At 68.1% G+C, this 26,321-nt stretch carries 24 protein-coding genes; 5 read left to right on the plus strand and 19 right to left on the minus strand.

What is annotated here, in order from left to right; genetic code table 11:
- Positions 1-2: 2 nt before the first annotated feature.
- The 9 genes from OXI49_06020 to OXI49_06060 form a co-directional block, all read right to left on the minus strand.
- A complete protein-coding gene (locus tag OXI49_06020; GenBank protein MDE2690054.1) occupies positions 3-1,175 on the minus strand; it encodes an aspartate aminotransferase family protein in 1,173 nt (390 codons plus the stop codon).
- Positions 1,175-2,074, minus strand: a complete 900-nt coding sequence (locus OXI49_06025) for a [LysW]-aminoadipate kinase (protein ID MDE2690055.1) — start codon at positions 2,072-2,074, stop codon at positions 1,175-1,177. Before OXI49_06025 ends, OXI49_06020 begins: the two co-directional genes overlap by 1 nt.
- 6 nt (positions 2,075-2,080) lie before the next feature.
- On the minus strand, positions 2,081-3,163 hold the full coding sequence (argC, locus tag OXI49_06030) for an N-acetyl-gamma-glutamyl-phosphate reductase (protein ID MDE2690056.1): 1,083 nt from the start codon (positions 3,161-3,163) through the stop codon (positions 2,081-2,083).
- The gene (lysX, locus tag OXI49_06035) at positions 3,160-4,050 is read right to left on the minus strand and encodes a lysine biosynthesis protein LysX (GenBank protein MDE2690057.1); all 891 of its coding nucleotides are present in this window, start codon (positions 4,048-4,050) and stop codon (positions 3,160-3,162) included. The genes argC and lysX overlap by 4 nt, the downstream gene beginning before the upstream one ends.
- Positions 4,051-4,062: 12 nt before the next feature.
- Complete coding sequence (lysW, locus tag OXI49_06040; GenBank protein MDE2690058.1) at positions 4,063-4,248, minus strand: lysine biosynthesis protein LysW; 186 nt, start codon at positions 4,246-4,248, stop codon at positions 4,063-4,065.
- A 281-nt stretch (positions 4,249-4,529) separates the two neighbouring features.
- On the minus strand, positions 4,530-4,931 hold the full coding sequence (locus OXI49_06045) for a rhodanese-like domain-containing protein (GenBank protein ID MDE2690059.1): 402 nt from the start codon (positions 4,929-4,931) through the stop codon (positions 4,530-4,532).
- Positions 4,932-4,942: 11 nt separating this feature from the next.
- Positions 4,943-5,524 (minus strand): MOSC domain-containing protein, encoded by a 582-nt coding sequence (locus OXI49_06050; protein MDE2690060.1) that lies wholly within the window; start codon positions 5,522-5,524, stop codon positions 4,943-4,945.
- Complete coding sequence (locus OXI49_06055; GenBank protein ID MDE2690061.1) at positions 5,514-7,325, minus strand: VWA domain-containing protein; 1,812 nt, start codon at positions 7,323-7,325, stop codon at positions 5,514-5,516. The genes OXI49_06050 and OXI49_06055 overlap by 11 nt, the downstream gene beginning before the upstream one ends.
- Positions 7,326-7,344: 19 nt before the next feature.
- Positions 7,345-8,064: an alpha/beta hydrolase gene (locus OXI49_06060; protein ID MDE2690062.1), complete on the minus strand. Its 720-nt coding sequence runs from the start codon at positions 8,062-8,064 to the stop codon at positions 7,345-7,347.
- 117 nt (positions 8,065-8,181) lie between these two features.
- Here OXI49_06060 and OXI49_06065 point away from each other — a divergent pair, with 117 nt between their 5' ends.
- From OXI49_06065 to OXI49_06085, 5 genes are all read left to right on the plus strand, one after another.
- Positions 8,182-8,811, plus strand: coding sequence for a hypothetical protein (locus tag OXI49_06065; GenBank protein ID MDE2690063.1), 630 nt, complete (start codon positions 8,182-8,184; stop codon positions 8,809-8,811).
- Positions 8,812-8,876: 65 nt separating this feature from the next.
- The gene (locus OXI49_06070) at positions 8,877-9,278 is read left to right on the plus strand and encodes a VOC family protein (protein ID MDE2690064.1); all 402 of its coding nucleotides are present in this window, start codon (positions 8,877-8,879) and stop codon (positions 9,276-9,278) included.
- Positions 9,279-9,361: 83 nt separating this feature from the next.
- On the plus strand, positions 9,362-10,705 hold the full coding sequence (locus OXI49_06075; GenBank protein MDE2690065.1) for a M23 family metallopeptidase: 1,344 nt from the start codon (positions 9,362-9,364) through the stop codon (positions 10,703-10,705).
- An 83-nt stretch (positions 10,706-10,788) separates the two neighbouring features.
- Complete coding sequence (locus OXI49_06080; GenBank protein MDE2690066.1) at positions 10,789-13,236, plus strand: DUF1592 domain-containing protein; 2,448 nt, start codon at positions 10,789-10,791, stop codon at positions 13,234-13,236.
- A gap of 2 nt (positions 13,237-13,238) precedes the next feature.
- Entirely contained in the window at positions 13,239-14,507 is a 1,269-nt protein-coding gene (locus OXI49_06085; GenBank protein ID MDE2690067.1) for a DUF1552 domain-containing protein, read from the plus strand.
- A gap of 130 nt (positions 14,508-14,637) precedes the next feature.
- Here the strand turns inward: OXI49_06085 and OXI49_06090 are convergent, their stop codons facing one another.
- The 10 genes from OXI49_06090 to OXI49_06135 form a co-directional block, all read right to left on the minus strand.
- Positions 14,638-15,936 carry a DegT/DnrJ/EryC1/StrS family aminotransferase gene (locus tag OXI49_06090; protein ID MDE2690068.1) on the minus strand — a complete coding sequence of 433 codons (1,299 nt, stop codon included), beginning with the start codon at positions 15,934-15,936 and terminating at the stop codon, positions 14,638-14,640.
- 9 nt (positions 15,937-15,945) lie between these two features.
- Positions 15,946-16,869 carry a ribokinase gene (locus OXI49_06095; protein MDE2690069.1) on the minus strand — a complete coding sequence of 308 codons (924 nt, stop codon included), beginning with the start codon at positions 16,867-16,869 and terminating at the stop codon, positions 15,946-15,948.
- Between the two features lie 4 nt (positions 16,870-16,873).
- Positions 16,874-18,154, minus strand: a complete 1,281-nt coding sequence (locus OXI49_06100; protein ID MDE2690070.1) for an ABC transporter permease — start codon at positions 18,152-18,154, stop codon at positions 16,874-16,876.
- 19 nt (positions 18,155-18,173) lie between these two features.
- Positions 18,174-19,028: an ABC transporter ATP-binding protein gene (locus tag OXI49_06105; protein ID MDE2690071.1), complete on the minus strand. Its 855-nt coding sequence runs from the start codon at positions 19,026-19,028 to the stop codon at positions 18,174-18,176.
- An 88-nt stretch (positions 19,029-19,116) separates the two neighbouring features.
- Positions 19,117-19,785 (minus strand): metal-dependent hydrolase, encoded by a 669-nt coding sequence (locus tag OXI49_06110; GenBank protein ID MDE2690072.1) that lies wholly within the window; start codon positions 19,783-19,785, stop codon positions 19,117-19,119.
- A gap of 49 nt (positions 19,786-19,834) precedes the next feature.
- Positions 19,835-20,158 carry a 2Fe-2S iron-sulfur cluster-binding protein gene (locus OXI49_06115; protein MDE2690073.1) on the minus strand — a complete coding sequence of 108 codons (324 nt, stop codon included), beginning with the start codon at positions 20,156-20,158 and terminating at the stop codon, positions 19,835-19,837.
- A 106-nt stretch (positions 20,159-20,264) separates the two neighbouring features.
- Entirely contained in the window at positions 20,265-21,716 is a 1,452-nt protein-coding gene (locus OXI49_06120) for an alpha/beta fold hydrolase (GenBank protein MDE2690074.1), read from the minus strand.
- Positions 21,717-21,787: 71 nt separating this feature from the next.
- Positions 21,788-23,065, minus strand: coding sequence for a PQQ-binding-like beta-propeller repeat protein (locus tag OXI49_06125; protein MDE2690075.1), 1,278 nt, complete (start codon positions 23,063-23,065; stop codon positions 21,788-21,790).
- A complete protein-coding gene (locus OXI49_06130) occupies positions 23,035-23,625 on the minus strand; it encodes a DNA-3-methyladenine glycosylase I (protein MDE2690076.1) in 591 nt (196 codons plus the stop codon). The genes OXI49_06125 and OXI49_06130 overlap by 31 nt, the downstream gene beginning before the upstream one ends.
- Positions 23,625-26,282: a VWA domain-containing protein gene (locus tag OXI49_06135; protein ID MDE2690077.1), complete on the minus strand. Its 2,658-nt coding sequence runs from the start codon at positions 26,280-26,282 to the stop codon at positions 23,625-23,627. The genes OXI49_06130 and OXI49_06135 overlap by 1 nt, the downstream gene beginning before the upstream one ends.
- Positions 26,283-26,321: the final 39 nt, after the last annotated feature.

Raw genomic sequence — 26,321 nt, forward strand, 5'->3', positions numbered from 1 at the left:
GATCATTCTCCTCCGAGCACGGCCTGGATCGCCTCGGCGCCGCGTTCGAGTTCGTCGTCCGAGACGATCAACGGAGGCAGCAGGCGGATCACGTTCGGACCAGCGGGCAGGGCCAGGATCCGGTGTTCGGTAGCGAGGCGAGCGATGTGGCGTCCCGCGCGTTCACGCAGGACGACACCGATCAGCAGGCCGCGTCCCCGAACTTCCCGCACCCGCGGGTTCGAGCCGAAGCGGCTCCTGAGGGAATCGGCGAAACGCCCGCCCACCGTCGCTGCCCTCTCGGGCAGGTCGAGACGTCGGAGCGTCTCGATCACGGCCAGGCCGACCGCGCAGGCGAGCGGGTTGCCGCCGTAGGTCGAGCCGTGGCTTCCGGGGCGGAGCGCCTCGGCGACCCGGCCGCCGTAGGCGATCGCTCCGAGCGGAAAGCCGCTGCCGATGCCCTTCGCCATCGCCATCACGTCGGGCTCGAGTCCGGGCGTGTGCTGATGGGCGAACCAGTTGCCGCAGCGGCCGAAGCCCGTCTGCACTTCGTCGAAGATGAGCATGGCGCCGTGCCGGTCGCAGGCGCGGCGCGCAGCCAGGAGGAGATCGTCGGTGAGCACGTTGACGCCGCCTTCGCCCTGCACGGGTTCGAGGACGACCGCGGCCGTCTCTTCGGTGACCGCCTGGTCGATCGCCTCGGCCTCCGACTGAACGAAGACGGCATCGTGAAGCAGGCCGTCGTAGGGCCTGCGGGCAGCGGGGTTCCAGGTCATCGCCAGTGCGCCCAGGGTGCGGCCGTGAAAGCTGTTCCGGAGCGCTACGGTCCGGCTTCTTCCCGTGACCAGCGCCGCGAACTTGATCGCGCCCTCGACCGCCTCCGTGCCGCTGTTGCACAGGAACACGCGGTCGAGCGGTGCGGGCAGGACGGCGGCCAGCGCCTCGACGTACTCCGCCCGGACGGCGCTCGACACGTTGAGCGGACAGAAGGTGAGCCGCTCCGCCTGCTGCCTGATGGCGTCGACGATTGCCTGGTGGTTGTAGCCCAGGCAGCAGACGCCGTAGCCGGCGGTCAGATCCAGATAGCGGTCGCCGTTCTCCGCAATCAGTTCACAGCCCTCGCCACCGACGATGGGCGGAGTGGGCCGGCGCGGCGCCCAGGTCCCGAGGCGGCGATCCTCGGCGCTGGCACTCATCACGAATCCTCCCGCGGGTTCGACGTTCGGACGACGATGTGAGTGCCCGCTCCGTCGAGGGCCGCCTGCACGGGCCGCTCGATCCGGCCGTCGGCGAAGATGACCCGGTCGGCCCCGCCGCGGAGCGCCTCGGCGGCGCCGAGCACCTTCTTCTTCATCCGGTCTTCTGCCGCGGCCGCCAGAGGTTCGACTCCAGCGTCCGGGGCGGCGCCGGAGAGCGCGCCGCGCGCGACTTCGAAGCGGGGAATCAGGGAGTCCTCGTCGGGGAAGTCGGCGAGCAGTCCCGGAGCGCCGGAGAGGTAGACGAGGGTCGGGGCACCAAGGGCAGTCGTGATGGCGGCGGCCGCGCGATCCCCGTCCACGTTCACGGCTTCGCCGTCGAAGGAGGCGCCGGGGGGCGTCAGCACCGGCAGGTAGCCGCCGTCGAGCAGCAGGCGCAGAAGTTCTTCGTTCACCTTCTCGACGGTGCCGGTCCAGTCGTCGCGCAGCACCATTCGCCGGCCGCCGTGCCGGATGCGCAGCCTGTCCTTGCGGCGCCCCTCGAACAGCCGGCCGTCGAGTCCGGACAGCCCGACTGCTGCAACGCCCTGGCGCTGGAGGAGTTCGACCCAGCGTTTGTTCACCAGGCCGCAATAGACCATCTCGAAGATCTCGAGCGTGCGGCGGTCGGTCCGGCGGCTGCTGTAGCCGCTTTCGCTGGTCACGAACTGTGGTGGGTGTCCCAACTGCTCGGCGACTTCGTTCGTCGTCTCCGCCCCGCCGTGCACCAGGACGACGAGCCGGCCGGCTCGCCACAGGGATCCGACATCGGCCACGATGGCCTCGAGGTCGAGCGCCTTGCCGCCGCCGGCCTTGATCACCAGCGGCTGGCCGCTGGGGTTCGGAGTGGGGTCGGACATGAGCTTCTAAACGGGGTGAAGCCCGAGGAAACCGAGGCCCCGGGTCTCTCCGTAGCCGCACATCAGGTTGGCGCACTGGACCGCGTTGCCGGCCGCGCCCTTCATCAGGTTGTCGATGGCGCAGATGACCACCAGGCGCCCGGTCTTTGGATCCAGGTCGAAACCGACCTCGGCGTGATTGCTGCCGGCGAGGATCTTCGGCTCGGGATAGCGGTGGATGCCGCGCCGGTCCTTGACCAGACGAATGAAGGGATGCTGCTGGCAGAAGGAGCGGTAGGTCCGGAAGAGCTCGCGCTCGGCGGCCCTGGCATTCGTCGCGTCGGCAAGGAAGATGTGGCTGGTCGCGAGAACGCCGCGCACCATCTCGACGGCCGTCACCGAGAGGTGGACGTCGCCGGCAACGTCGACGCCGCGGCTGGCGAACGCCTGTTCGACCTCGGCGGTGTGCCGGTGGCCCGTCGGCCGGAAGCTGCGAACCACGCCCGACCGCTCCGGGTGGTGGGAGGCATCGGACGACGACGCGCCGCCTTCGCTGCTGCCGACTTTCAGTTCGGTGACGACGCCCCGGCTCCAGTCGACGAGATCGTTCTCCACGGGTCCGGGTTCGAGCAGTGGAAGCAGACCGAGCAGGGTCGCGGTCGCATTGCATCCGACACCGCTCGCGAGGTCGGCGCCGGCCACTGCCTCGCGGTCCAGCTCGGGCAGGCCGTACACGAAACGGTCGAGCCACAGCGGAGCGACATGGGCGGTGCCGTACCAATCCCCCCAGGCCCCGGCCGAACGAAGCCGGAAGTCCGCCGAGAGATCGACGACTTTCGGTGCGAGTTCGGAGTAGAGGTCGATGTGCCTGGCCGCGTTGCCGTGCGGGAGGCAGAGGAAGAGCAGGTCGCAGCGCTCGAGTTCGTCCACGGTGGAGAAACGCAGATCGGTGTGACCGCGGAGGTTGGGGTGGGTGAAGTGCACGAAGGAGCCGGCCAGCCGGCGCGAAGTGATCTGCGCGACCTCGAATCCGGGGTGACCGAGCAGCAGCCGCAGCAACTCGCCGCCGGCGTAACCGGACCCGCCGACGATCGATGCTCGGAGAGTCATACCGTCTCCGGTTCCTGGGCCTCGTCCCATCCCACGGCGCCCACCCGTTCGACGAAGTCGATCATGCGCGCGGGAATGTCGACGCCGGTGGGTGCGATCGAGTTGCGGAATTCCATCGTGTGGTTGACTTCCAGCACCAGCAGACCGCGGTCGCGGTCTTCCACCAGGTCGACCGCCACGAGGCCGCCCCCGACGGCTCGCGAGGCTCGCCGGCAAAGGTCGTCGATCTCCGCCGTCACCGGGCAGTTCTCGGTGGAAGCGCCGCGCGCCGTGTTGGTGATCCAGTGCGGCGCCCGGCGGTAGATCGCGCAGAGGGTCCGGCCGCCGGCTATGAAGGCGCGGATGTCCCGCTCCGGCTTCTCGACGTGACGTTGCAGGTAGAAGATGGAGTGCTGGTAGGAGCCGAGAGTGCTCTTGTGCTCGAGCAGCGCCTCGGCGGCGTCCCGGTCGTTGATGCGCGCGATCAGGCGGCCCCAGGATCCGACGGTCGGCTTCATGACAACCGGATAGCCGAGTTCCTCGATCGCGAGCAGAGCCGCCTCGGGCGTCGAGGCCACCCGGGTTTCGGGCGTCGGCACCGAGGCCGCCTGGAGCAGGCTCGACGTGCGGACCTTGTCTCCGCAGTTCTCGATCACGCGGGCTGGATTGACCGTGGCTACGCCGCGGTCGGCGAGGACGCGCAGGTTGGCCAGAGCCCGGCTGTAGCTGAGCGAGCGGTCGAAGACGACGTCGAAGTCGAAGGGCGGCTCGAGTGCGCTGCTGCCGCCGAGTGCGAGGACAACCCTGCGGTCGTCGATCAACTCGACGTCGGCCGGCCGACGCTCGAGCTCGGCAAACAGCAGCTTCTCTTCGGGCCGGACCCGGCTGTATAGGACTCCGATGCGCATTTCCGGTTCCTGCTACTCGCCCCAGTCCTCTTCTTCTTCCGGCGCGAGCTCCAGGGCGACGGGGTCGAGTTCGATTACTTCCAGGTCGACGCCGCAGCCGGCGCACTGGACGATCTCATGCTGCATGACCGCCTTGAGGCTCACGGCCTCGAAACACTCGGGGCACTCGCTGTCGGCATCGACGGTCTGGAGTTCCATTGCGATGTCTCCTTCGGTGGGTTTGCGCTTCCAGGAAAGTGAAAAGCCGGCTCATCCCTCTGGATGGCCGGCCTCTAGGAGAAGATGCGTTCTCGATCTACCAGGTCACCCAGGATCCTGTCCCGGACGCTTCGCGCCGCGGCAGTGACCCTTCGCGAGCGGAGCGGTCGAGGCGAAGGTGAGGAGGACGAACATCTTGTGTAGCGGTATTGAACGGGCGCAGAGGGTAAGGAATCAGCACCTTGCTGTCAAGCAGGGCAGGGGCGCCCGTGCCGCCGCCGTTACCTGGGTTCCCGGCCGTCCTCCGTCCGCAGCACGGGCGCATCGGCTTTCTTCCAGGCCGTGAAGCCTCCGCCGATGTGGGACACTGGCGCGAGCCCCATGTCATGGACCGCTTTCGTCGCGAGCGCGGAGCGCCAGCCGCTGGCGCAGTGGAAGATGAACTCCCGCTCCTCGCCGAAGGCCTCCTTGAAGTAGGGGCTGTCGGGATCCACCCAGAACTCGATCATGCCCCGGGGGGCGTGGAAGGAGCCGGGAATGAAGCCCTCGCGGGCCCGCTCGCGGATGTCGCGCAGGTCGATGATGAGGGCACCGTTCTGCTGTCGTTCAAGCGCGTCCGCGGCCGTGACCGTTTCGACCGCGGCGTCGGCCTCGGCGACGAGTTGCCGGACTCCCCTGGTGATCGCCACCGGCGTCAGTCCACTTTCTCGATCGGGTCGCCGGCCCGCACCGCTCCGGGCTCGACGACGCGGGCGTAGATGCCGCGCAGGTGGCGCGACCTGCCCTCCGGCGTGGCGGTGAACTTGAGCGCCTCCAGCCCGAATCGCTGCCGGTACTTGCTGCAGCCGGTGTGGGGGAGGGCCGTGATCTCGATGGTCGCTTCGCCGATGCGGAGCCTGGTGCCCGTCGGCAGGTTGTCCTCGCTCAGGTCGAGGTCGACGTAGAGCTGGTCTCCGGCAAGCGGCCACCGGTCCCGCGCACCCGCGATCAGGTCGGCGAACCGCGCGTTGGTCAGGGTGATCTGCGCGTCCGGGTCGGGTGAGCCGTCGGGAAGGGAGTAGCCGCGGCGGGCTTTCCAGGAATCTCCCTCGAGGCCTTCCTCGGTGGTGAGCCTTCCCTCATCGAGGGTCTCTCGCTGATCGACTGCGGGCCGCCTGACGATCATCTCCAGGGTGCCGCCGTCGGCGGGGGAGGCCAGGACATGGCCGAAGCCGGCGGTCAGCTCGGCCTCGGTGAGGTGAGCGGGTCCGGGGGTGCTTTCAAGGTCAGCGCACACTGAATTCTCTCCTGATGTAAGAACCGTTGCCGCCGTTCTCGTCCCAGAGGCCGATGGCGACCCGATGGCTACCGCGCGGAATGGGGTACTCGAAGCTGACCGCGAAGAACTGGTCCCGGGCCTCCGACCAGTCACGGTCGGGGATGGCGAGGGGGAGGACGATGTGGCTAGGCGCCAACTGCTCGCCGTCCTCGGTGAGAACGACGGCGACCACGCGGACCTGGTCGGTGCGCTGTCCGGCCTGCTCGATCATGATGAGCTTGTCGAGGGGCACGGAAACGGTGAAGTCGACGTCGTAGAAGCCGCCGCCGCCGGTGTCCCACTGGATGCTGTCAATGTGAAGTCCGTGAGGGTTCTCGGTCCAGCCGAGCAACAGGGCGCCGACAGTCCGCTCGGCCAGCCGCTCGCGGAGAGATCTTGCCACGTAGCTCGTCCGGTGGCGCAGCCGCAGGTTCCGCGGCCGGGGCCTGATGCGGACCTCGTGGATCGAACCCTCCACGAACTCGTCGAGCACGTAGCCGAGCGAGTAGTAGGAACCGAGGTCCGCCGCCACCTGGTCGAAGAAAGTGCCCACGTTGCGGCCGGAAACCCAGGAGCGGCCGCCGGTGTCGTGGGCAAGGCCGTTCAGCACGCCGCGGAGGTCGGAGAGGTAGGTGAGCTTCTGCTGGTCCGATACGCGTTCGGACAGAGCCGCCGCGGCGACTTCGACCTCGGGCGGCTTGAAGGCGTAGAAGGAGACGCGGTGCGAGTTCGCGCGCGCGGCCAGGCCGGCGTACCGGGCACTGAGATCGAAGGTGGACAGGTCTTGCTGGAAGGACGTTGTCGTGAGCGCGGCGGTGCCCTGGATGTTCGAGTTCCTCGTGTACAGGTTGTTCGGTGCGTCGAAGCCCTCCGGCGCGTCGACCTCGCGGCTCTGCATCAGCTCGGTGCCGGTTTCTTCCCGGCGACCGGCCACGCGCTTCTGCACGTTCTGGAGCAGGCGGTCGAACGGCCGGGACGCGAAGCCGTCGCTGATCAGGAAGAAGGCCTTGCGTCCGGGAACGAGGGCCAGCGACTCGACGACATCCTCGATCGCGTCGGCGGTGCGGGCGCTGTCCTGATGCACGACGCGCGCGTAGGCGAGCAACTCGGCGAGCGTCGCGCGCAGAGCGCCGATGCTGCCGGCCGACTCCTGGCGCCGGGCGTTCAACTGGTTCATCAACTGGAGGAAACTCTCCTGCGACCTGCGCTTGAGCCCCTGGGCCTCCGTGAAGACCTGGTGCGCGGCTTCGGCCCGGTTCAGCCCCTGGGCCAGGGCGATGTAGTCCGTCGTCAGGTCCTGGAGCAGCCGCAACTCGCCGTCGAATGCGACCACCATCGCGTAGACGGGGACGTCCCGGTCGCCGGTTTCAAGCTGGCCACGGGCGAAGTCCTTGATCTGGTCCATCACCGCGGAGCGGCTGGCGACGGTGAGATGGGTGTTGTCGAAGAAGAACGCGATCGACAGGGGCTCCCGCACGAGTTCCGGGTCCGAGTCTCCGGCACTGCCGCCGCGGCCGAAGTAGTTGAGCTCGACCGGCGCGCCGTTGTCGAAGACCCGGAAGTTCTGGCGCGACAGGTCTTCCGCCGGGCGCCCGTTGCGGTCGGTGGCGATGACGTCCACGTTGACGACCGTCACCTCGACCACGTCGCTCAGTGCACCGACGCCGCGGCCGAGCGGGCCCTCCGGGAGGTTTTCAGCCTGCCGGGCCTGGGTCGGTGTGGCCGCCCCCGGTGGAGTCCCCAGTGCCAGGACCGCTCCGAGCAGAGTTGCTCCGATCATCTGGTTCCCCTTCGGATGGCTACGGCGTGTGCCGCTCCAGGAACGCTCTCACCTGGGCCGCCGCTGCCCTTGCCGCCTCCGCGCTCTTCCACTCGAGGATCATCTCGTTGTTGGGCGCCAGGGCGGCGATCTCCTCGGCGATCGGCCGGGGATGGTAGGCGTCGTCGCCGGCCAGAATCAGGAGCGGCGTCTCGATTCCGGCCACGAAGTCGCGGTCCACGTTGAACGTGAAGTCGCCGCCGTACATCCGCGCCCGGAAGGGCGGCAGGGCCGCGGGATCCACGTCGTCCCGGTGCTCGAGCAGGGTGTCGGCCCAGGTGTCGAACATCTCGTAGAACAGGTCCTGGTTCTCGTGATGGCCGATCGGGTTCTGGAGCACGGCGGCGCCGACCCGGGATGCGTCGGCCTGGAGAACGCCGAGGCAGTAGGAGGAGCCGATGCAGCCGCCCATCAGGTGACAGCGCTCGACGCCCAGATGATCGAGCAGCGCGACGTGATCGTCCGTGTACGAATGCCAGCCGTCCGCGGCGGTTACCGGCGCCGTGGACCCGCCGGCGTTGCGCTGGTCCATCGAGATGACCCGAAACGACTTCGAGAGCGCCTCGCGCGGGTCGAACGGGCTCGTTCCCCAGATCTCGGCCGCCGAGCGCATGCCGCCCGGCGCGAACAGCAGCACGGGAAAGCCCTCGCCGGCTTCCCACCACTCGATCCGCGTATTGCCCCGTTCGAAGACCGGCATGGCTCAAGCGTACCAGCGGAATGCGGGCCGAGCCGGTGACGGGTTGGCGGCGAAAGCGAGGCGGATGGAACCTCACCGGCTGATCGTGCGTAGAGTGCAGCAGGGAGGAACGACTTCATGGAACATGACGAGATGAACGACGACACCTCTTCGCCTGCAGGCTCAGCCACCGAATCGTCGACCTCCGTCGAGCCGCCGGAACCGCCGGCGCAACCGCCGGAGCCTCCGGCGGCGGACGCGGGCCCCGGTCTGGCCGGCCAGGTTGCAGCCGGTCTGGCCCTGATCGTGCTGGGCGGGGCCTTGCTGGCGCTGGAGCGACTGGACGGCTCACCCGACCATCTGTTTCTGATCCTGGTCGGCGGGATTTTCATGGCGGGCTACTTCTACAAGAGGGCGTTCGGGCTGCTGATTCCAGGGGGAATCCTGATCGGACTCGGTGCCGGGCTGGTGTACGACGACATGTACTCGGAGTCGTTGTTTCTCATCGAAGGCGAAAGCGCCGCCTTCGGCATCGGCGTCGGCTTCCTGCTGATCTACGCCATCTCCCTGGTCTACGAGAGGGTGCACCGCTGGTGGCCGTTGATCCCCGGCGGATTCCTCGTCATCGCGGGCCTTCCGGACTTCGTCTGGGTGGACGACGTCCTCGACTTCTGGCCGCTCGCCGTCATGGCGGTTGGCGTTCTCCTGCTCTTCCGCGGCGTGGTCTCACGCCAGAGGGAGGGAGAAGCCCGGCGAGTCGATCCCTGACGGCGCCTTCCCGCGAGTCGCTGGCGGATAACATCCGCCGCCACGACGATCAGAGGAGGGCTGTTTTGGGCGTAGAACTGACGAAGGATTCGATCGATCTCGGCATCGTGGTGCGCGACGCGGAGGCGTCGCTTCACTTCTACCGTGACATTCTGGGGCTCGACGATCAGGGCGAGATGCCGATGCCGGGCGGAACGATGCACCGCCTGCTCTGCGGTACGAGCCTGATCAAGCTCGTGTCGCTGTCGAGGGCGCCGGCGGCGTCGTCGCCGCCAGGAGGCATCGGAGGAGCGACGGGCTACCGGTACTGGACGTTGTCAGTCTCGAACCTGGACGAGGCTACGGCTCAGGCGGAGGAGGCGGGGCGCAAGATCGTCATCTCGCCGCGCGAGATTCGTCCCGGCATCAAGATCTCGATGATCGAGGATCCGGACGGCAACTGGGTCGAATTGCTCCAGGTCGACTGACGGGCCGCCGGATCTTGGCGCTTTCGGGAAGGGAGGCCGTTCGCCTGGAACCGCGCCGGCGAGGCCGGCCGCCGTGGGCGGCGATGGCGGCGATCCTCGTTGCGGCCCTGGTTGCCGCCGGCGCGGTGCTCTGGGTTCGGATCGGACCGGAACCCGTCGTCACGATCAGGTCCGACCTGCCCGGGATCGGCCCCAGGACGGTCGTGACGTCCGTGGCGGAAGCCGGCGGCCGCGGTCTCGGTTCGATTCGGGTCGAGTTGATCCAGGGCGGAGAGTCCGTGCTGCTCGAAGAGCGGAGCCACCGTCCGCCCGGCCCGTGGTCGCTTGGCGGCAATCCGGTGTCCGAGGCGACGCTCGAGGTCGAAGTGGGCAGTTTGCCGACGCCCAGCCTGGCCGAAGGCGAGGCGACGGTGCGTGTCACGGTCGAACGCCCCGGGACTCTGCTGCGCCGGCCCCGGCCCAGGGTGGCGGAGCTCACATTGCCGGTCCGGTTCCGGCCGCCGGAGCTGAGCTCGGTGCGGGTGACGGCGACGCCCACGCAGTCCGGCAGCGGAGTGCTGCGCTACCTGGTCAGCGACAGCGCCGTCGAGAGCGGCGTGGAGGCAGGCCCTTACAAGTTCCCTGGTCATCCGCTTGCCGGCGGCGGGCCCCAGGAGCGCTTCGTCCTGTTCGGCGTTCCGTACGACAGCGCCGATCCATCGCCTTTCAGGCTGGTCGCGCGCGACGAGCTCGGCAACGAGTCGAGCGTGCGGTTCCTGGGCCAGGTGGAGCCGTCCCCACTCCGGTCGTCGACCATCCGGCTGAGCGACGGTTTCATGGCCCGCGTGGTGCCGGCGATCATGTCCCGGACGCCGGAACTCGAGGACCGTGGCAGCCTGCTTGAGAACTACCTCATGCTGAACGGGGATCTCCGGCGGATGAACGCGGAGAGGCTGGTCGAGGTCGCTTCCAGCTCGGTGCCGCGTCAGCTCTGGAGCGGCGCGTTCCTGCAGATGCGTAACACCCAGGTCATGGACCAGTTCGCGACCCGCAGGCAGTACGTCTACGAGGGCCGCGTCGTCGATACGCAGGACCATCTCGGCTTCGATCTCGCTTCGCGTGTGCAGGACGACGTCCCGGCCGCGAACTCAGGCATAGTCGTTATGACGGAGTACTTCGGCATCTACGGCAACACCGTGATCGTCGATCACGGCTACGGCCTGCAGACCCTCTACTCCCACCTGTCCCGGATCGATGTCGAGGTCGGTCAGACGGTCGGCACCGGCCAGCGTCTGGGACTCAGCGGCGAGACCGGCCTCGCCGGCGGCGATCACCTGCACTTCGCCGTGCTGCTGGGCGGCCTGCCGGTCGACCCCCTGGAGTGGTTCGACGCGAAGTGGATCCGGGATCATGTCGGGGCGGTCCTGCCGCTTCAGGGCAGCGGCTGAGGCGGCCGAAGAATGGTAGGGTGTTACAAGTTCTTGAGCGAGTTGCCAGCCACCCTGGTGCGCGGTGGCGGAAGGGGATAGGGATGAAGCAGAATCGCATTGCGGTCGCGACGTTGCCGTTCGTCCTGCTCGTGCCCGCCGTCGGATCGCAGGAGACCACGGAGACCGCCGGATTCTTCGAGGGCGTGGCGCCGCTGGTCGACCGTTCCTGTATCCGCTGCCACGGAAACCGGACCGCCACGCCGCTCAGCATCACCCGCCTGAGCCACGATCTGACGGACGCGAGGACGTTCCGCACCTGGCAGCGCATTCATGATCGGATCGCCAACGGCGAGATGCCGCCTCCGGAGGCGCCGAAGCCCGAGGCGGAACTGATCTCGGCGGCACTGGAGTCGCTCAAGGGGGCTCTGGCCGAAGCCAATCTGGCCGCCCGCGGAGACCAGCGCGTTCCGTTGCGGCGCCTGACCCGGCTGGAGTACGCCTACACGATCCAGGATCTGCTCGCCATCGACGAGGCGGTGGCGATGGAACTGAGCCAGTCGCTGCCGGCGGAGGCCGACTCGGGCGGCTTCGACACGGTGGCGGCGAACCAGAGCATGTCGCCTCTGCACGTCCGCAGCTATCTCGAAGTGGCGGACCGGGCGCTCGACGCGGCGATCAAGATCGGGCCGCGGCCGGTTACCGGGAGGCGCGAGATCGCCTACGCCGACTCGACCTACCTCACCTACATGAGCAAGGCGGAGATCCTGGGCGGCGGGATCACGAAGATGCTGGACGATGCGGCCGTCATGTTCGTCGACGGCGGGTCCACGTACCTGATGCACTCCGAGACCGAGGGCTACAACGTGCCCTACGCCGGCCGCTATCGGGCGACGATCGAGGGCTGGGCGTACCAGCCGCGCGGCCCGGTAACGCTGACTGTGTATCGGGGATCGAAGCAGGCTGCTGCCGCCTCGCTCGACGAGCTGATCGCCTCCTGGGATCTGGTTGGCGAGACGCCGCGGACGGTGCAGTTCGAGACCTTCCTTCGCCCGGGAGACCTCCTCGCTCCCTCGCTCGCCGAGGCGGATCCGCCGCCGGGCGAGTACTTCGACTACTACTCACCCGACAGGAACGTCGAGAACTACAAGGGCGAGGGGATTGCGCTCCGGTCGCTCGTGATCGAGGGTCCGCTGTTCGAAGACTGGCCGCCGCCGAGCACCCGGAAGCTGCTGGCCGGCGTCGACTTCGACGATGCCGGCGATGTCGTCCTGACGAAGGCGCCGTACGAGCACGTCGTGGACGTCGTTGCGGGTTTCGGGCCGCGGGCCTTCCGCCGCCCGCTCGCTGAAGGCGAGCTCAAGGCCTATGCGAGTCTGGCCCAACCGCTTCTCGAGAACGGTCGGCCGTTCATCGAAGCGGTGCGCATCCCGCTCCGCGCCATGCTCAGCGCTCCCCCGTTCCTGTTCCAGACCGGCGATCCGGGACGGCTGGACGATCACGCGCTGGCGTCTCGCCTCTCCTACTTTCTCTGGCGGAGCCTGCCGGACGATGAACTGCTGGCCAGCGCCGGCGACGGCAGCCTCTCCGACCCGGGGGTCCTGGCGTCTCAGGTAGAGCGTCTGCTCGACGATCCCAGGTCCGAGCGCTTCGTCCACGACTTCGCGGGCCAGGCGTTCAGGCTCTACGAGATGAAGGCGACGAACCCGGACTCCGGGCTCTATCCGGAGTACGACGACCGCCTGGGGCAGGCGATGGCCAGGGAGACCCAACTGTTCCTGGCCGAGTTGATCGACGGGGACCACGGCGTGGGCAGTCTGATCGACGCCGACTTCACGTTCCTCAACCGGCGTCTGGCCGACCACTACGGCATCCCGGAGGTCGAGGGACAGCACATGCGCAAGGTGACGTTGCCGCCGGACAGCGTGCGCGGCGGGCTGATCACCCAGGCGAGCATCCACAAGATCACGGCCAACGGCACGATCACGTCGCCGATTCCGCGCGGGAACTTCGTGCTGGCCAATTTGCTCGGCCAGCCGGCGCCGCCTCCGCCCGAGAGCGTCGAGGCTCTCGAACCGGACACCCGGGGTGCCGTGACCATCCGCGAGCAGTTGGCGAAGCACCGCAATGAGCCCGTCTGCAACAGTTGTCACCGGGTGATCGATCCGCCGGGCTTCGCTCTCGAGTCCTTCGACGTGATCGGCGGCTTCCGCACGAGGTACCGCGCGGCGGGCGGCGAGGGCACGACGCCGGACGGATTCGTCTATCCGATGCCGTACAAGCAGGGACCTCCGGTGGATGCCTCGGGAGTCACGGCCGACGGTGAGGCCTTCGCCGGGATCGCGGAGTACAAGGAACTGCTCGGCAGGGACGTGGAACAGGTGGCGCGTCACCTCGTGTCCCGGCTTCTCGTCTACTCCACCGGCGCCGAGATCGAGTTCGCGGACCGGGACGGCGTCGAGGATGTCGTGGCGAAGCTCAGCGACGACGAGTATCCGTTCAGAACGATGATCCACGAGGTCACGAAGAGCGACCTCTTCAGGACGAGGTAGTGATGAACCTGAGACAGCCATTGGACCGCCGCACGTTCCTGCGCGCCTCGGGTGTCGCTCTCGCCTTGCCGATGCTCGAGTCGATGACCCCGGGGCTGGCGCACGCAGCGGCTGGCGGGCCCCGGCGAATGGTCAACATCTGCAACACGCTCGGTCTCTACAAGGAGGCCTGGTTTCCCAAGACGGCCGGCGCCGGCTACGAGACGACCGAGTATCTGTCGCTGCTCGAGAAGCACCGGGAGAACTTCACGCTGTTCTCCGGGTTCTCGCACGAGGAGCAGACCGGCCGCCAGCCGCACAACTCCGAGATCACCTTCCTGACGGCCGCCCGGCGACCCGGTCTCGACGGTTTCCGGAACACGATCTCGATGGACCAGGTGGCCGCGAATCATCTCGGGTACACGACCCGCTTCCCGTCCGTCGTGCTCGGCACGGCGGCTCCGCAGAGTCAGTCATACACCAGGAGCGGCGCCATGGTGCCGGCCCAGACGAGCCCGGCGAACCTGTTCCGGCAGTTGTTCCTGCAGGGCACCCCGGAGGAGGTCGAGCGCGAGAAGCAGAGCCTGAACGACGGCGGCAGCATCCTCGATCGGCTCAAGTCGCAGACTTCGGCGCTGCGACGGCGGGTGAGCCTGGCCGACCAGGTGAAGCTGGACTCCTACTTCAACGCGGTGCGCACGGCCGAACTCGACCTCGCCGAGGTCAAGGCCTGGCAGCAGAAGCCGAAGCCGGTGGTCGATGTCGAGCCGCCGGTCGACATTCCGTCGCGCTCGGATCTGATCGGCCGCATCAAGCTGATGTTCCGGATGATCCCGCTGATTCTGGAGACCGACTCGTCTCGCGTCATCAGCCTGATGATCCAGGATCACGGCGTTGTGATCGACGTCCCGGGCGTCAACTTCGATCAGCACAGCCTGTCGCATCACGGCCAGGATCCGGCGAAGATCGCGCAGCTCAAGAAGATCGAGACCGAGATCGTCGAGAGTTTCGACGATCTCCTGACCGACCTGGGGGAGCGCGGTGACGGCAACGGTTCGCTGCTCGATAACACGGCGGTGCTGTTCGGCAGCAACCTTGGCAACGCGAACTCCCACGAGCCGAAGGACCTGCCGATCCTGGTCGCCGGCGGCGGCTTCAGCCACGGCCAGCACATCGTCCACGAGGGCGGGCACAACGCGCCGCTCTGCAACCTGTACGTGACCTTGTTGCAGTCGATGGGCGTCGAGACGGACTCCTTCGGTCAGAGTTCCGGCACGCTGACCTGGGCCTAGCTCTGATCTACCGCTCCCAGCAGATCCGTGGTGAACGAGGAAAGCGCGGTAAGTTCACCGCATTGGGCCGGGTTGTTCACCGCCAAACCGTCGGAGACGTCGATCTGCGAACCGGCGCTCTCGAGAACTCCTAACGGGCCGATCTCGCCCGTCGTAGGCGCTCGACCTCTGCGGTCTCGAGTCCGGCGAGGTCGGCTGCGGCGCGCTGCACCTTGAGCACGGCTTCGACGATGTCGTCGACGTCGGTCTCCGTGCCGAGCAGGACTTGGTGGGGCAACCAGACGGACTCGCGGTACGCGGCGCGCTCGGCGTTCGGGCAGTCTGCTGTCGGCGCGTTCACCAGAGCCGCGCTCCACGTCGGGTAGCGGTCCGGGTCGGGGCGAAGAAGTTCGCTCATGGGCAGCGACTCGTAGAAGCGCCCGTCGGCCGGAACGCCTTCGGCCTGAAGGGCCGCGACGAAGACGTCGCGGTCGATGCCGCTGAAGGCGTTGCTGTCGAAACGGAACACAAACTGGTAGATGGCCTGGGTCGTCACGCGAGAGTCGATGCCGAGATTCGTGAGCCCGTCGATGTCCTCGATCGCCGCGCGCAGACGCTGGGCGTTGGCGGCGCGGACCTCGTGCTGGTGGTCGAGCCGCTCGAGCTGCACTTCCAGGATCGCCGCCTGCAGATCGGTCATCCGGTAGTTGTGGCCGATCACCGCGGCGGGCTCCGCGGCTCCAGAACGCTGACGGCCGCAGTTCACCAAGGCGTGGAGGCCGTCGAGCACCGCGTCGTCAGACGTGGTCACGATGCCACCCTCGCCCGCGGTCATCAGCTTCGAGGTCTGGAAGCTGAAGGAGCCGGCATCGCCCCAGGAGCCGACGCCGCGCCCGCGCCAGCGGGCGCCGTGGGCGTGGGCGCAGTCCTCGAGCACGGCCAGTCCGTGCTTCTCGGCGAGCGACGCGATCGCATCGAGGTCGGCGATCGTCATCGCCAGATGCACCGGCACGATCGCCTGGGTGCGCTCCGTGACCAGGTTCGCGGCCGACTCGACATCGATGCACCAGGTCTCCTGGTCGATGTCGGCGAACACCGGCACGCAGCCCGCGAACAGGGCGGCCGAGGCGGTCGCCTCGAAGGTGTAGGCCGGCACGATGACCTCGGCGCCCGGTTCAACGCCCATCGCCTGGAGCGCGACTTCGAGCGAGACCGTACCGTTCGCCACGCACAGGGCGTGTTCGCTGTCGTGGCGTTCGGCGAAGGCGGCGGCGAAGGCGGCCGAGCGCTCGTTCGGCAGCGGGAAGCCGCCCCAGTCGCCGTCCCGGAGCGCCTCGATCAGGGCCCGCTCCTCATCCGCGCCGCGAGCCGGCCATTGGGGCCACGCCTCGGCGCGGACCGGAGTGCCGCCGAGCAGGGCGAGCTTGGTGGAGGATCCGCGGCCGGCCACGCGGCGACGCTACCAGCGCGCGAAGGAGGTCTGCGTGCCGTGCCTGGTCACGGAGTCGCTGGCGTAGCGGACGCCGAAGGCCGCGGCCTCGTGGCTACCGGAGGTGGCAAGCATGGCGGCGGCGAAGGCGCCGTTGAAGGCGTCGCCGGCACCGGTCGTGTCGACCGCGTCGACCTGCGGCGCGGGGATCAACTCCGCCGGCGACCCCGGCTTCGCGACCAGGACTCCGGCCGGGCCCAGGGTCAGGATCGCGCCGCGGTAGCCGAGCCTGAGCAACTCGGCCGCGGCGTCGGCGGCGCTGCCGGCGTCGATCCGCTCACCGGTCCGGCCCAACAGCACCGCGCACTCCACTTCGTTCGGTGTGATCCAGTCGATGTGCCGGGGATCGAGTCCCGGGTCGCTCGCCTCGTCGATGGGCGCCGGGTTCCAGATCACCGGTACGCCCGCGCCGTGAGCGCGTTCGACGGCGCTCCGGACACCGTCTGCCGGGGTTTCGTTCTGGATCAGGAGCAGCCCCGCTTCCTCGATCGGCGTCGCGGCCAGCGCGTCCGCAGTCAGCCGGCTGTTCGCCCCTGGCGAGTTCATGATCCGGTTGTCGCCGGTGCCGGCCTCGACCCAGACGGCTGAGAGACCGGTGTGGCAGTCGTCGAGGACGAGAAGGTAGCGGGTGTCGAGTTCGTCTTCTTCAAAGACGCGCCGTTGGGCTGCGGCGTGGGCGTCGTTGCCGACCGCGCCGCCGAAGAGAACGGGCGGTGCGGCGTTGCCGAGGTGGCCGCGGCAACGCACGGCGGCCACCGCCTGGTTCGCGCCCTTGCCGCCGCAGGACTCGAACAGCTCGGTGCCGGAGATCGTCTCGCCGGCCTGGGGCAGGCGAGCATGCCGGAAGATCAGGTCGTAGTTGACCGAGCCGATGACGAGCAGGGGGCCGGCCAAGAGTTCAGCCCGTGTCCCAGCGCAGGCGCGTGGCGCCGATCGAAAAGGCGACGACTCCGATGGCCACCAGCACGGCGCAGGGCAATAGCATCTCGCTCAGCGTGAAGCCGCGCCAGATCGCGCCCTCGTACGCCATCAGCGTCCACTTCATCGGGCTGACGTTGCCGAGGGTCTGCATCCACTCCGGCATCAGGAACAAGGGCACCATGCCGCCGCCGAGCATGGTGAAGGGAAGCGCGATGCCCCATCCGACTCCGGCGGCCGCCTGCTCCGTGCGACCGATGACGCTGAGCACCATCATGATTCCGCAGAAGCAGATCGAGCCGCAGAGAAGGGCCAGAGCGAGAAGTGGATAGGAAGTGGGCGTCACGTCGAACACGGTGATACCGAGCGTGATCAGGGCGGAGCTCGTGAACAGGGTTGCGCCGAGGCAGGCCAGTCCCTTGGCGGCCAGGAGTTGACGGGCCGTGATCGGTGCCACCAGCAGCCGCATCAGCGTGCCGCGGCTCCGCTCGATCGCGATCGACATGCTGAAGGACACGGAACCGCCGATCAGGGTCCAGAGCATGGCCTGCGCGAAGGAGGTGGCGTAGGAGTTGGTGGGTCCACGTCTCTGCGCCTGGACCTGGGTCTGTTCGATCTCGAGTGGAGGGCCGAATCCGCCGGTCGCGCCCGTCGTGACCGAGTCCAGCCCCGCTTCGTCGATCAGCACCGGAATGCGGGGGATCTGGTCGAGAACGTTCAGGAGGTCGTCGCGGGCCTCCGAGGGAGGGCTGAACTGCTCGATCAGGCGCCGGTTCTGCTCGTTGGTTACGGACATGCGGGAGGGATCGCTCATGAACGCCTGCAGTTCGGCTCCGGCCGCTTCGAGCAGGACGCCGCGGACCATCCCGGCAGCGGCGAACTGCGTTGGATCGACGCTCATCTCGACTTCGGGTGTCGCCACGAAGGGATTGTCCAGGGCGGCCCCGAAGCCGGGCCTCAAGGTGACCAGGACGGCGGTCTGGCCCCGGCGCACCTGCTCCAGCGCCTGGTCGCCTGGAATCCGCTCGATGGCGAGTCCGCCGGCGGCCTCGAGCCTCCCGACGAAGCGCGCTGAACCGGCGGTCCTGTCCGCGTCGACCAGGGCGATCGGAATACTCGCCGGTCCGCGGCTCAGGCCGGCGAACATGGCGCCGAAGAAGATCGCCATCATCAACGGGAAGAAGATCGTGAAGAAGAAGCCCAGCTTGTCCCGGAAGAGGATGTGGATGTCCTTCGCGGCCATTGCGACGATCTTGTTCACGGTGTTCTCCCTGGCGGCTCTAGTCCCGCAGCGCTCTGCCGGTGAGATTGAGGAAGACTGTTTCCAAATCCGGCGGCAGGTACTGGAAGTGGTCCACCGCCTGCCGGGCCTGGAGTTCGGCGAGCGTTGCGAGCGGATCGGTCGTCTCGTGGCGTGACTCGCCGTCGCCGGTCCGGACCTCCAGGTTGCCGGGACCGCCATGGGCCGCGATCAGTGCCGGCACCGTGTCGAGTGCCATCAGCCGGCCGTGATCGATGATTGCGACCCGGTCGCAGAGACGCTGGGCCTCTTCCATGTAGTGGGTGGTGTAGACGACCTGCTTGCCTCCGTCCCTGAGCTGTTCGACGCGCTCGAAGATCGCGTTCCTCGATTGGGGATCGACGCCGACCGTCGGCTCGTCGAGGAGCACGAGCTCCGGGTCGTGGATGATCGCGACCGCCAGGTTGAGTCGCCGCTGCATGCCGCCGGAGTACTTGGATACGACTTTCTTCCCGACGTCCGTCAGATCGGCGAAGTCGAGGCAGGCGGCGACGCGTTCTTCCAGGTCGGTTCCCCGGAGACCGTGCAGGCGGCCGAAGAAGCGCAGGTTGTCGGCGCCGCTGATCTGCTCATAGAGGGCGATCGACTGCGGGGCCAGACCCAGGGACCTGCGGTTCTCCGCGTCGCGCGGGTTCCGGTCGAAGGCCTCGTCCGCGAAACGGACCACCCCTTCGTCCGGTTCGAGCAGACCGACCGCCATGTTGATCGCCGTCGTCTTGCCGGCGCCGTTGGGCCCAAGCAGCCCGAACACTTCGCCGGCCTCGAGTTCGAAGGACAGGTCGTCGACCGCGCGCAGGTCGCCGAAGCACTTGCTGACATGGTCGAACACGAGCATGACGTCGTCAGCTTCCTGTTACGGAAGGCTGCGTTGCTTGTTGCGGCCGGGTCACGATTGGCGTGACCGCGGCGAAAGGCATCCGCGGTCAGATGGCGAGCGTATCGCCCGGCGCCATGACCTTGACTTCGACGCCGGCTGGCGCGAAGTCGGCAGGGTCCTGCGCGATCGGCGGCCAGGTTCCGTAGTGGATCGGGATCGCTACCGGCGCGCCGATCAGTTCGGCTGCCTTCGTTGCCAGTTCCGGACCCATCGTGAAGCGGTCGCCGATCGGTACGCAGGCGGCGTCCGGCCTGTAGATCTCGCCGATCAGCTTCATGTCGCCGAAGAGCCCCGTGTCGCCGCAGTGGTAGACCGTCTTGCCGCCCATGTGAACGACCAGGCCGCAGGGCATCCCCATGTACTGCCCTTCGAAGGACGAGGAGTGAAAGGCGTGGGTGAAGGCGACCCAGCCGAACGGCGCCTCGATCCTGCCGCCGGGGTTGCCGGGGTTCACGTTGTCGTGCCCCTGCTCCTGCAGGTAGTTGCACATCTCGAACGCGGCGATCACGTTCGCGTTGTTGGCCTGGGCGATGGCCAAGGTGTCGCCGAAGTGGTCCGCGTGGCCGTGGGTGAGGGCGATGGCGTCGCACCTGACGTCGCCGGCCGCCATCGTCGCTACCGGATTGCCGGTGAGGAAGGGGTCGATGGCCAGAGTGTGCTCCCCGTCGCTCATCAGGAAGCCGGAATGGCCGAGGAAGGTGAGTTCGAGCGTCATGGCGTGGTTCCTCCCTTGGGGGGCGGCGTTCGTTGGACGGGCGGTCGCTCTACTCCGCCTGTTCGGCGGGTAGATGGACGACCAGGCCGTCCAGTTCCTCGGTCACTCGGATCTGGCAGCTCAGGCGGCTCGTGGGGCGCACGTCGATGCCGTACTCGAGCGTGAACTCTTCCTCCTCGTGGCGGGGACCGACCGCCTTGACCCAGGCTTCGTCGATGTAGACGTGGCAGGTGCTGCAGGAGCAGTTGCCGCCGCAGGCCGCGACGATGCCGTCGATGTCATTGTCGACCGCGCTTTCCATGACGGAGTCTCCGACCGGCGCGTCGACCACGCGCGAGCCGCCGTCCTGGTCGATGTAGGTGATCTTCGGCATCTGGCCCGTCCGCGTCGTTGATGGGCGGAGGCAACTGCCGCCGCCGACGGATCGGGAGTCTATTCGACCGGCCGGTCGTTCGGGGGGCCTCGATCGCGGCGGCGACTCAGTCGACGAAGCGCTGGGCGATCCAGCTTCCAATCAGATCGAGAACCTCGGGCGCCATCGTCTCCTCGATCTGGGCGTACTCGTTGGGTGATCCACTGCCGGCGGTCTGGAACAGGTGGTTCATCTCCGGAAAGCGGCGCACGGTGATGTCCCGGTTGCCGGAGCCGGCGAACGCGGTTTCCATGGCGGACTGGTTCTGATCGGCGTCTACCTGGGTGTCCTTGCCGCCGAACAGGGCGAGCGTCGGCACGGCGAGCCCTCCCAGGGCGGGCTGCGGGTCGTAGCGGATGAAGAACCGGAACCAGGGACTGAGGTTCGTTTCGACTGCGGCCGACAGGGCAGTTTCCAGGTCCTCGCCGCTGAGTTGGGCGGTCTCGGGCGAGGCCGCCATCTGCTCTTCCGCGACCTGTCGCAGAGCGGCTTCCGCCTCGGCGCGAGGCATGTCGGAGGCGATGATCTGAAGTCCCTTGTCCTGAAGGGCGGCGAGTTCCTCGATCATCTCCGCCGGGGCGCCGTCCGCCGCCGCGATTCTCCGGAGCTGCTGGCGCAGCAGGTCGCCGCCGGGCACCCCCGGTCCGGCCAGCAGGACGGCGTACGCGATCGTGCCGGGCTCGACCCGGTTGAGCGCCAGCGGGGCCACGAGACCGCCCTCGGAGATGCCGATCAAGCCGACGCGCTCCGGGTCGATCCGGTCGTGACCGCGCAGGAAACGCACGCCGAAGAGAACGTCGTTCGCCTTGTCCCGGGATGTCGACTGCCAGGTGCTGCCGGTTGAACCGCCGATGCCGCGGTCGTCGACCCGCAGGACGGCGATGCCGAGCCGGGTCAGGTGATCCGCGAGCACGAGGAAGGGCTTGTGGCCGGCGAGTTCGAGATCGCGGTTCAGGGCGCCGCTGCCGCTGATCAGCAGCGCGGCCGGGACCTCTTCGTCGCCCGGCGGCAGGGTGAGGGTGCCGGCGATCTTCACGTCCCGGGCTGTGTACTCGACTTCCTCGGCGTCGTACGGGAAGGGCGGCTCCGGCTCCTGCGGACGCGACGGCGCCTTGACCTCGACCGCTTCCCGCCCCAGTCTGAACGGGAGCCGGGCCGGGCCCTGGCTGAACTCTCCCGTGATCTCGCCGGCGGCCAGCGTGCCTTCGAAGGTCGGCTCGCCGGGTACGCCTTGCATCGTGAAACGGACCGCGCCGCTGTCAGTGTCCACGCTGACGTCCGACAGCGGCAAGCCGTCGGCGCCCTGGGCGGGGATGTCGATGGTCCCCGACCATGCGCCGTCGGTCTCCGCCAGGTCCACCATGACGACGAGCGCCTGGCCAGGAGTCTCGATCGAACCTTCCCAGTGGCCCGCGGCGTCGACGGTCTGGGCCGCGAGCGGCATCACGGTAGCCAGCACTGACGTGAGTGCGACGGGGACGGCCGTCTCTACGATCCGGCAGATTCGGACTGCGATCATGGGGCGCTCCTTTTCGGTTCTCGGAATCGTAGACGCGCTCGAAGCACTTCAGGTTGCAAGTCGCGTACGTGCTAGTGCGACTCTTCGATCCGATACAGATGCGTGCCGGTGCGGACGAGGAAGGCGCCGTCCGAGACGGCGATGGAGGCAAGGGTCGAGCCGTCGATTTCGTTGCGGGCCAGCTGCTCGAACTCGGGGCCGGGTTCGATGACCGTAGTGACCCCTTCCTCGTTCTGGAAGTAGATCCGGCCTCCGGCGAAGACCGGTGAAGCGGAGTGGTTGCCGCCGAGCCGCTGTTGCCAGTGGATGTCGCCGGTCAAGGCGTCGATGCAGGTGGCGATGCCGGAGTCGGTCACGGTGTAGAGCTCATCGCCGACCAGAATCGGCGACACCGTCAGCGGGGCGCCGCGGCGGAGGCGCCACGCGACCTCCGAGTCCGTCACGTCCCCTTTGCCGGTCGGGCGGACCGCGAGCAGCACGGGTTCGTTGAAGCCGGTCGACAGGTAGACGAGGCCGTGGCCGTGGACCGGCCGGGAGACGTTGGAGAAGCCGCCCGGATACTCGACTTGCCAGATCTCACGGCCGGTCGCCGGCTCGTGCGCCGAGGCGCGGAAAGCGCTGACGTTGACGATCTGCGGTGTGTCCCCCACCTCGATCGCGAGCGGCGTGGAGTAGGCCTGCGAGATCGGCGAAGGCCTCACGGATCGCCAGCGCTCCTCGCCGGTCTCGGCGTCTACCGCGACCAGGAAAGCGGTGTCGTAGCCGTCGATGCTGACGATGAGCAGCCCGTCGTGGAGGATCGGCGAGCCGCCGTTTCCGTGTTGCGACGTGTAGGGAAAGCGGGTTCGCCAGAGCACTCCGTCTCTCCGCTCGCCGGCGACGGCGACTGCCGCCGTGCCCCGGGGGCCGAAGTGGACGTAAACGCGTTCGCCATCCGGATCGATGACCGGCGTGGGAGAGGCGAAGCTGTTCTTCTGGTTGAGGAGCGTCGTGTCGGGAATCGCGAACACCTCGACGTCCATCGCGGTGGCGCCGCGGGCCACGTCGTACGCGAGCAGTCGCAGCGATGTTCCGGCGTCGCGATCGGTCACCGCCGTTGTCAGCCAGGCCCGACCGCCACCGATCACCGGCGACGACCAGCCGCGGCCCGGGACCGGCACTTTCCAGGCGATATTCTTCGTCTCGCTCCAGGTCAGAGGCACCGACTCGTCCGGCGCGTGCCCCTGCCCGGTCGGTCCCCGGAACTGCGGCCAGTCACCGGCGTAAGCGGAGGCAACCGCGGACAGGGCCAGTGCCGTACCGAGCGCCGTTCGGACGCTCAGCGCAGGTTTTCCGCGAGCGCTTTGCATTCCTTCCATCGAAAGCACGTCGTCGTGTGGTCGTTCACCATGCCCACGGCCTGCATGAAGGCATAGCAGATCGTCGGACCAACGAAGCGGAATCCGAGCTTCTTGAGCGCCTTGCTCATCGCCTCGGAGGCCGGGGTCGCCGCGGGAACGTCCTCGAGCCGGCGCCAGGCGTTGATGACGGGCTTGCCGCCGGTGAAGTCCCACAGGAAGTCCGAGAACTGCACGCCCGATTCGCGGAGGTCCAGCCACACGCGTGCATTCGAGATCGCCGCGTTCACCTTGAGGCGGTTGCGCACGATGCCGGGATCCTGCAGGAGCGACGCGACCTTCTTCTCGTCGTAGCGCGCGACGCGCTCCGGATCGAACTCGTCGAACGCGCGCCGGTACCCTTCACGCTTCCTGAGGATCGTGTACCAGCTCAGCCCGGCCTGGGCGCCCTCCAGCACCAGCATCTCGAAGAGCCGGCGGTCGTCGTGAAGCGGAACGCCCCACTCCTCGTCGTGGTAAGCGATGTAGAGCGGGTCGTCGTTGACCCAGTCGCAGCGTGTACGCCCCGACACTACGGGTAGTAACCGCGAATCGTTCGCGCCCTCGCGCCCCTCTCGTCGATCACGACTTCGACCCGGCGGAAGGCATCGGAGGGCGCCGTGCTCGAGGACTGGTAGGCGAGGAAGTACTTCGAGCGCAGTTCAAGGCCGATCTGGTCGTACACGGCGGCGAGTTCGCTCGTGTTCTCCACGAAGAAGGCGCGGCCGCCGGTCTCCAGCGCCAGCTGTTCCAGCACCTTCTTCGGGCTCTCCTTCGCCTTCCTGGGGAGGGCCAGGCCGATCGCGTAGATGGCGGCTTCCGAGCGGCGGGCGTACTCCAGGGCGTCGTCGAGGTCGTAGCGGCTGTGTTCGTCGACGCCGTCCGAGAGCAGTAGCACGGCGCGCTGGCCGGGCAGCCCGTTCAGGTGGTACAGGGTGAAGATGAGGCTGTCGTAGAGCGCCGTGCCGCGCTCGGCGCGAAGCCCCATCAGGCCCTTGGCGAACTCGATCCGGTCGCGGGTGAAGGGCGAAGCGAGGTGCGGCCGGTCGTTGAAGGTCACGATGGAGAGTTCGTCGCGTTCGGTGATCACCTGCTGGAAGAAGTCGGCGGCGGCCTTGACCGACTCGGCGAGGCGTTCCTCCATCGAGGCCGAGACGTCGAGCAGGATGGTCCCCACGAGCGGCGTGTCGTCGACCCGTTCGAATCGGAGGATCTCCTGGGGCACGCCGTCTTCCAGCACCTGGAAAGCGCCCTGGCCGAGGTCGAGCAGTGGCCGGCGGTCGCGGTCGTCGACCGTTGTGTAGAGCTCGACGAAGTCGACCTGGACTTCTTCGAGGGTCGCCGGTCCGTTGATGATCGCCGTGTCCTCGACGAAGGCCGCCGGCCCTTCGGCGTCGAGCAGCTTGCCGACGATCCGGATGATCGTGAGCTCCCGTCCGCCGGGCAGTTCGATGGGGACGCTGAAGGGCTCCTCGTAGAGCGTGGCCACCTGGTCGGCGTTGCGGAAGACCTGGAGCTCCTCCAGGCTGCGGCCCTCGGGTACGGTGACCTGCGCTCGCATGCGAAGGCTGTTGCTGTAGTCATTGCCGGGGATCGGTTCGATGATCCGGACGTCGAAGCGGTGAGGAGAACCGTTGATCAGGTAGGAGTCGCTGGCGATCTGGCTGCGTTCGACGTCGTAGGCGATCGCGCGCAGCATCTGGCTGCGGGGAAGTTCGCCGAGCCGCACGTCGACGCTGTAGGGCGCCCGCCTGGTCGTGAACAGGTCCTTGTCGTCGAGCGTGAAGCGCACCCTGTCGACCGGGCCGGTGACCGCCGTGTCGAAGCGCAGGTAGCCGGAGACGAGTTCGCCACCCGGCGGGATGATCCGGATCGTCGGCTCGCCGGAGGCCAGCGAACGGTTCGCCTCGGCGAAGATCGGCTCCAGGTCGGCCTCCGTCCAGCCCGCGGCCGCTTCGACCCTCGGCACCTCGAGCGGTTCGGCGTGGCGCCATACCGCGTCGCCGTTCAGGTCGTCGACGCGCAGGATCAGCTTGTACTCGCCGGGGCGCAGATAGCGCTGGGCGACGAGCGGCATGGCCGGCTGCGTTTCACCGGTGGCCTCGCCGCCTTCGACCGGGAACTCGAACCGGTAGCGGAAGCTCTCGAACAGGCGGTCGGCGCCGGTGTCCGTGTCCGCCCGCAGGACCTCCCCGATCAGCTCGAAGGCGTAGGAGCGGGCGCCGGCTAGGTCGGCGAGGGTTGCGCCTTCCGCCTCGACCTGAACCAGGGTCTGGACCACGGTCCTGCTCTCCTTGCGGCCCGGGAAGGAGACGTCGAGCGCTGCGGCCAGTTCCGGCGCGCCCGAGGGCAGGTCGGTCGAGTAGGACTCGAACGTCCGCAGCCACTCGTCGGACGGCGCTTCGATCGGTTCCAGTTTCTCGCCGATCATCCGCTCGTAGAAGAAGCCGAGCATGCCGCCCCAGTCGTTCAGGATCTGGATGATCCGGAGCGCGTATCCGAGTTCCTCCTCCTTGCAGCCGGCGCCGAGGTCCTCCCGGCGGAGACCGCCGATGCCGGCGCCCGGCAGGTCGAGCCGGCCGCCGGGCTGGAGGGACGAGATGCTGAGTTCTTCGCTTGGGTACCACGCCCGCCAGGGGCCAACGCCGAGCCGCCGGTAGAAGATGACCGCGTACTGGTCCGGCCGCAGCCGGCGGGAGAAGATCGCGCCCATCACCTCGCTCAGGTCCTGGAAGCCGTAGAACCAGGCCTCGATGCTCGTCGCCGAGCGCCTGGGACAGATTTCCACGTGGACACCGGGCGGTCCGTTCAGCAGGTAGTAGCGCGCCCGTTCGTCATCGGTGTTCTCGAACAACTGGCGGACCATGGACAGTCGCTCGCTCCAGTGCTCGCGGAACTCGTTGCGGGCCGTGTCGGGATAGGGGTCGCGCGCCTTCCAGAACTCGGCGATGAAGGCGTCCCGCTGGTAGTCCTGGGACAGGCAGAGGAAGGACTGGATCTCCTCGTCGCTGAGCAGCAGGGCGACTTCCTCGGTCCATTGCCGGTGGTGGGGCGGCAGGTTCTCGACCGCGGGTTGGCGGCCGTCCTGGCAGGGCGGCCGCTTCTTCCTGGCGGCCGATGCCGTGCCGCTGGCGAGGATCAGCGCGACGATTGCGATGAGGAAGGCTCGGATGAGGACGCGGCTGCGCACGCGGGACTAGAGTACACCGGACCTGAGAGAGGAGGGAGG

This window comes from Acidobacteriota bacterium, assembly GCA_028875725.1.
In the GTDB taxonomy this organism is placed as follows: domain Bacteria; phylum Acidobacteriota; class Thermoanaerobaculia; order Multivoradales; family Multivoraceae; genus Multivorans.

What these genes read in the sequence shown, in the direction of transcription:
- OXI49_06020 (MDE2690054.1), bottom strand. Translation starts at nt 1,175, where the DNA reads ATGAGTGCCAGCGCCGAGGATCGCCGCCTCGGGACCTGGGCGCCGCGC.
- OXI49_06025 (MDE2690055.1), bottom strand. Translation starts at nt 2,074, where the DNA reads ATGTCCGACCCCACTCCGAACCCCAGCGGCCAGCCGCTGGTGATCAAG.
- argC (MDE2690056.1), bottom strand. Translation starts at nt 3,163, where the DNA reads ATGACTCTCCGAGCATCGATCGTCGGCGGGTCCGGTTACGCCGGCGGC.
- lysX (MDE2690057.1), bottom strand. Translation starts at nt 4,050, where the DNA reads ATGCGCATCGGAGTCCTATACAGCCGGGTCCGGCCCGAAGAGAAGCTG.
- lysW (MDE2690058.1), bottom strand. Translation starts at nt 4,248, where the DNA reads ATGGAACTCCAGACCGTCGATGCCGACAGCGAGTGCCCCGAGTGTTTC.
- OXI49_06055 (MDE2690061.1), bottom strand. Translation starts at nt 7,325, where the DNA reads ATGATCGGAGCAACTCTGCTCGGAGCGGTCCTGGCACTGGGGACTCCA.
- OXI49_06060 (MDE2690062.1), bottom strand. Translation starts at nt 8,064, where the DNA reads ATGCCGGTCTTCGAACGGGGCAATACGCGGATCGAGTGGTGGGAAGCC.
- OXI49_06065 (MDE2690063.1), top strand. Translation starts at nt 8,182, where the DNA reads ATGGAACATGACGAGATGAACGACGACACCTCTTCGCCTGCAGGCTCA.
- OXI49_06075 (MDE2690065.1), top strand. Translation starts at nt 9,362, where the DNA reads ATGGCGGCGATCCTCGTTGCGGCCCTGGTTGCCGCCGGCGCGGTGCTC.
- OXI49_06080 (MDE2690066.1), top strand. Translation starts at nt 10,789, where the DNA reads ATGAAGCAGAATCGCATTGCGGTCGCGACGTTGCCGTTCGTCCTGCTC.
- OXI49_06085 (MDE2690067.1), top strand. Translation starts at nt 13,239, where the DNA reads ATGAACCTGAGACAGCCATTGGACCGCCGCACGTTCCTGCGCGCCTCG.
- OXI49_06105 (MDE2690071.1), bottom strand. Translation starts at nt 19,028, where the DNA reads ATGCTCGTGTTCGACCATGTCAGCAAGTGCTTCGGCGACCTGCGCGCG.
- OXI49_06110 (MDE2690072.1), bottom strand. Translation starts at nt 19,785, where the DNA reads ATGACGCTCGAACTCACCTTCCTCGGCCATTCCGGCTTCCTGATGAGC.
- OXI49_06115 (MDE2690073.1), bottom strand. Translation starts at nt 20,158, where the DNA reads ATGCCGAAGATCACCTACATCGACCAGGACGGCGGCTCGCGCGTGGTC.
- OXI49_06120 (MDE2690074.1), bottom strand. Translation starts at nt 21,716, where the DNA reads ATGATCGCAGTCCGAATCTGCCGGATCGTAGAGACGGCCGTCCCCGTC.
- OXI49_06125 (MDE2690075.1), bottom strand. Translation starts at nt 23,065, where the DNA reads ATGCAAAGCGCTCGCGGAAAACCTGCGCTGAGCGTCCGAACGGCGCTC.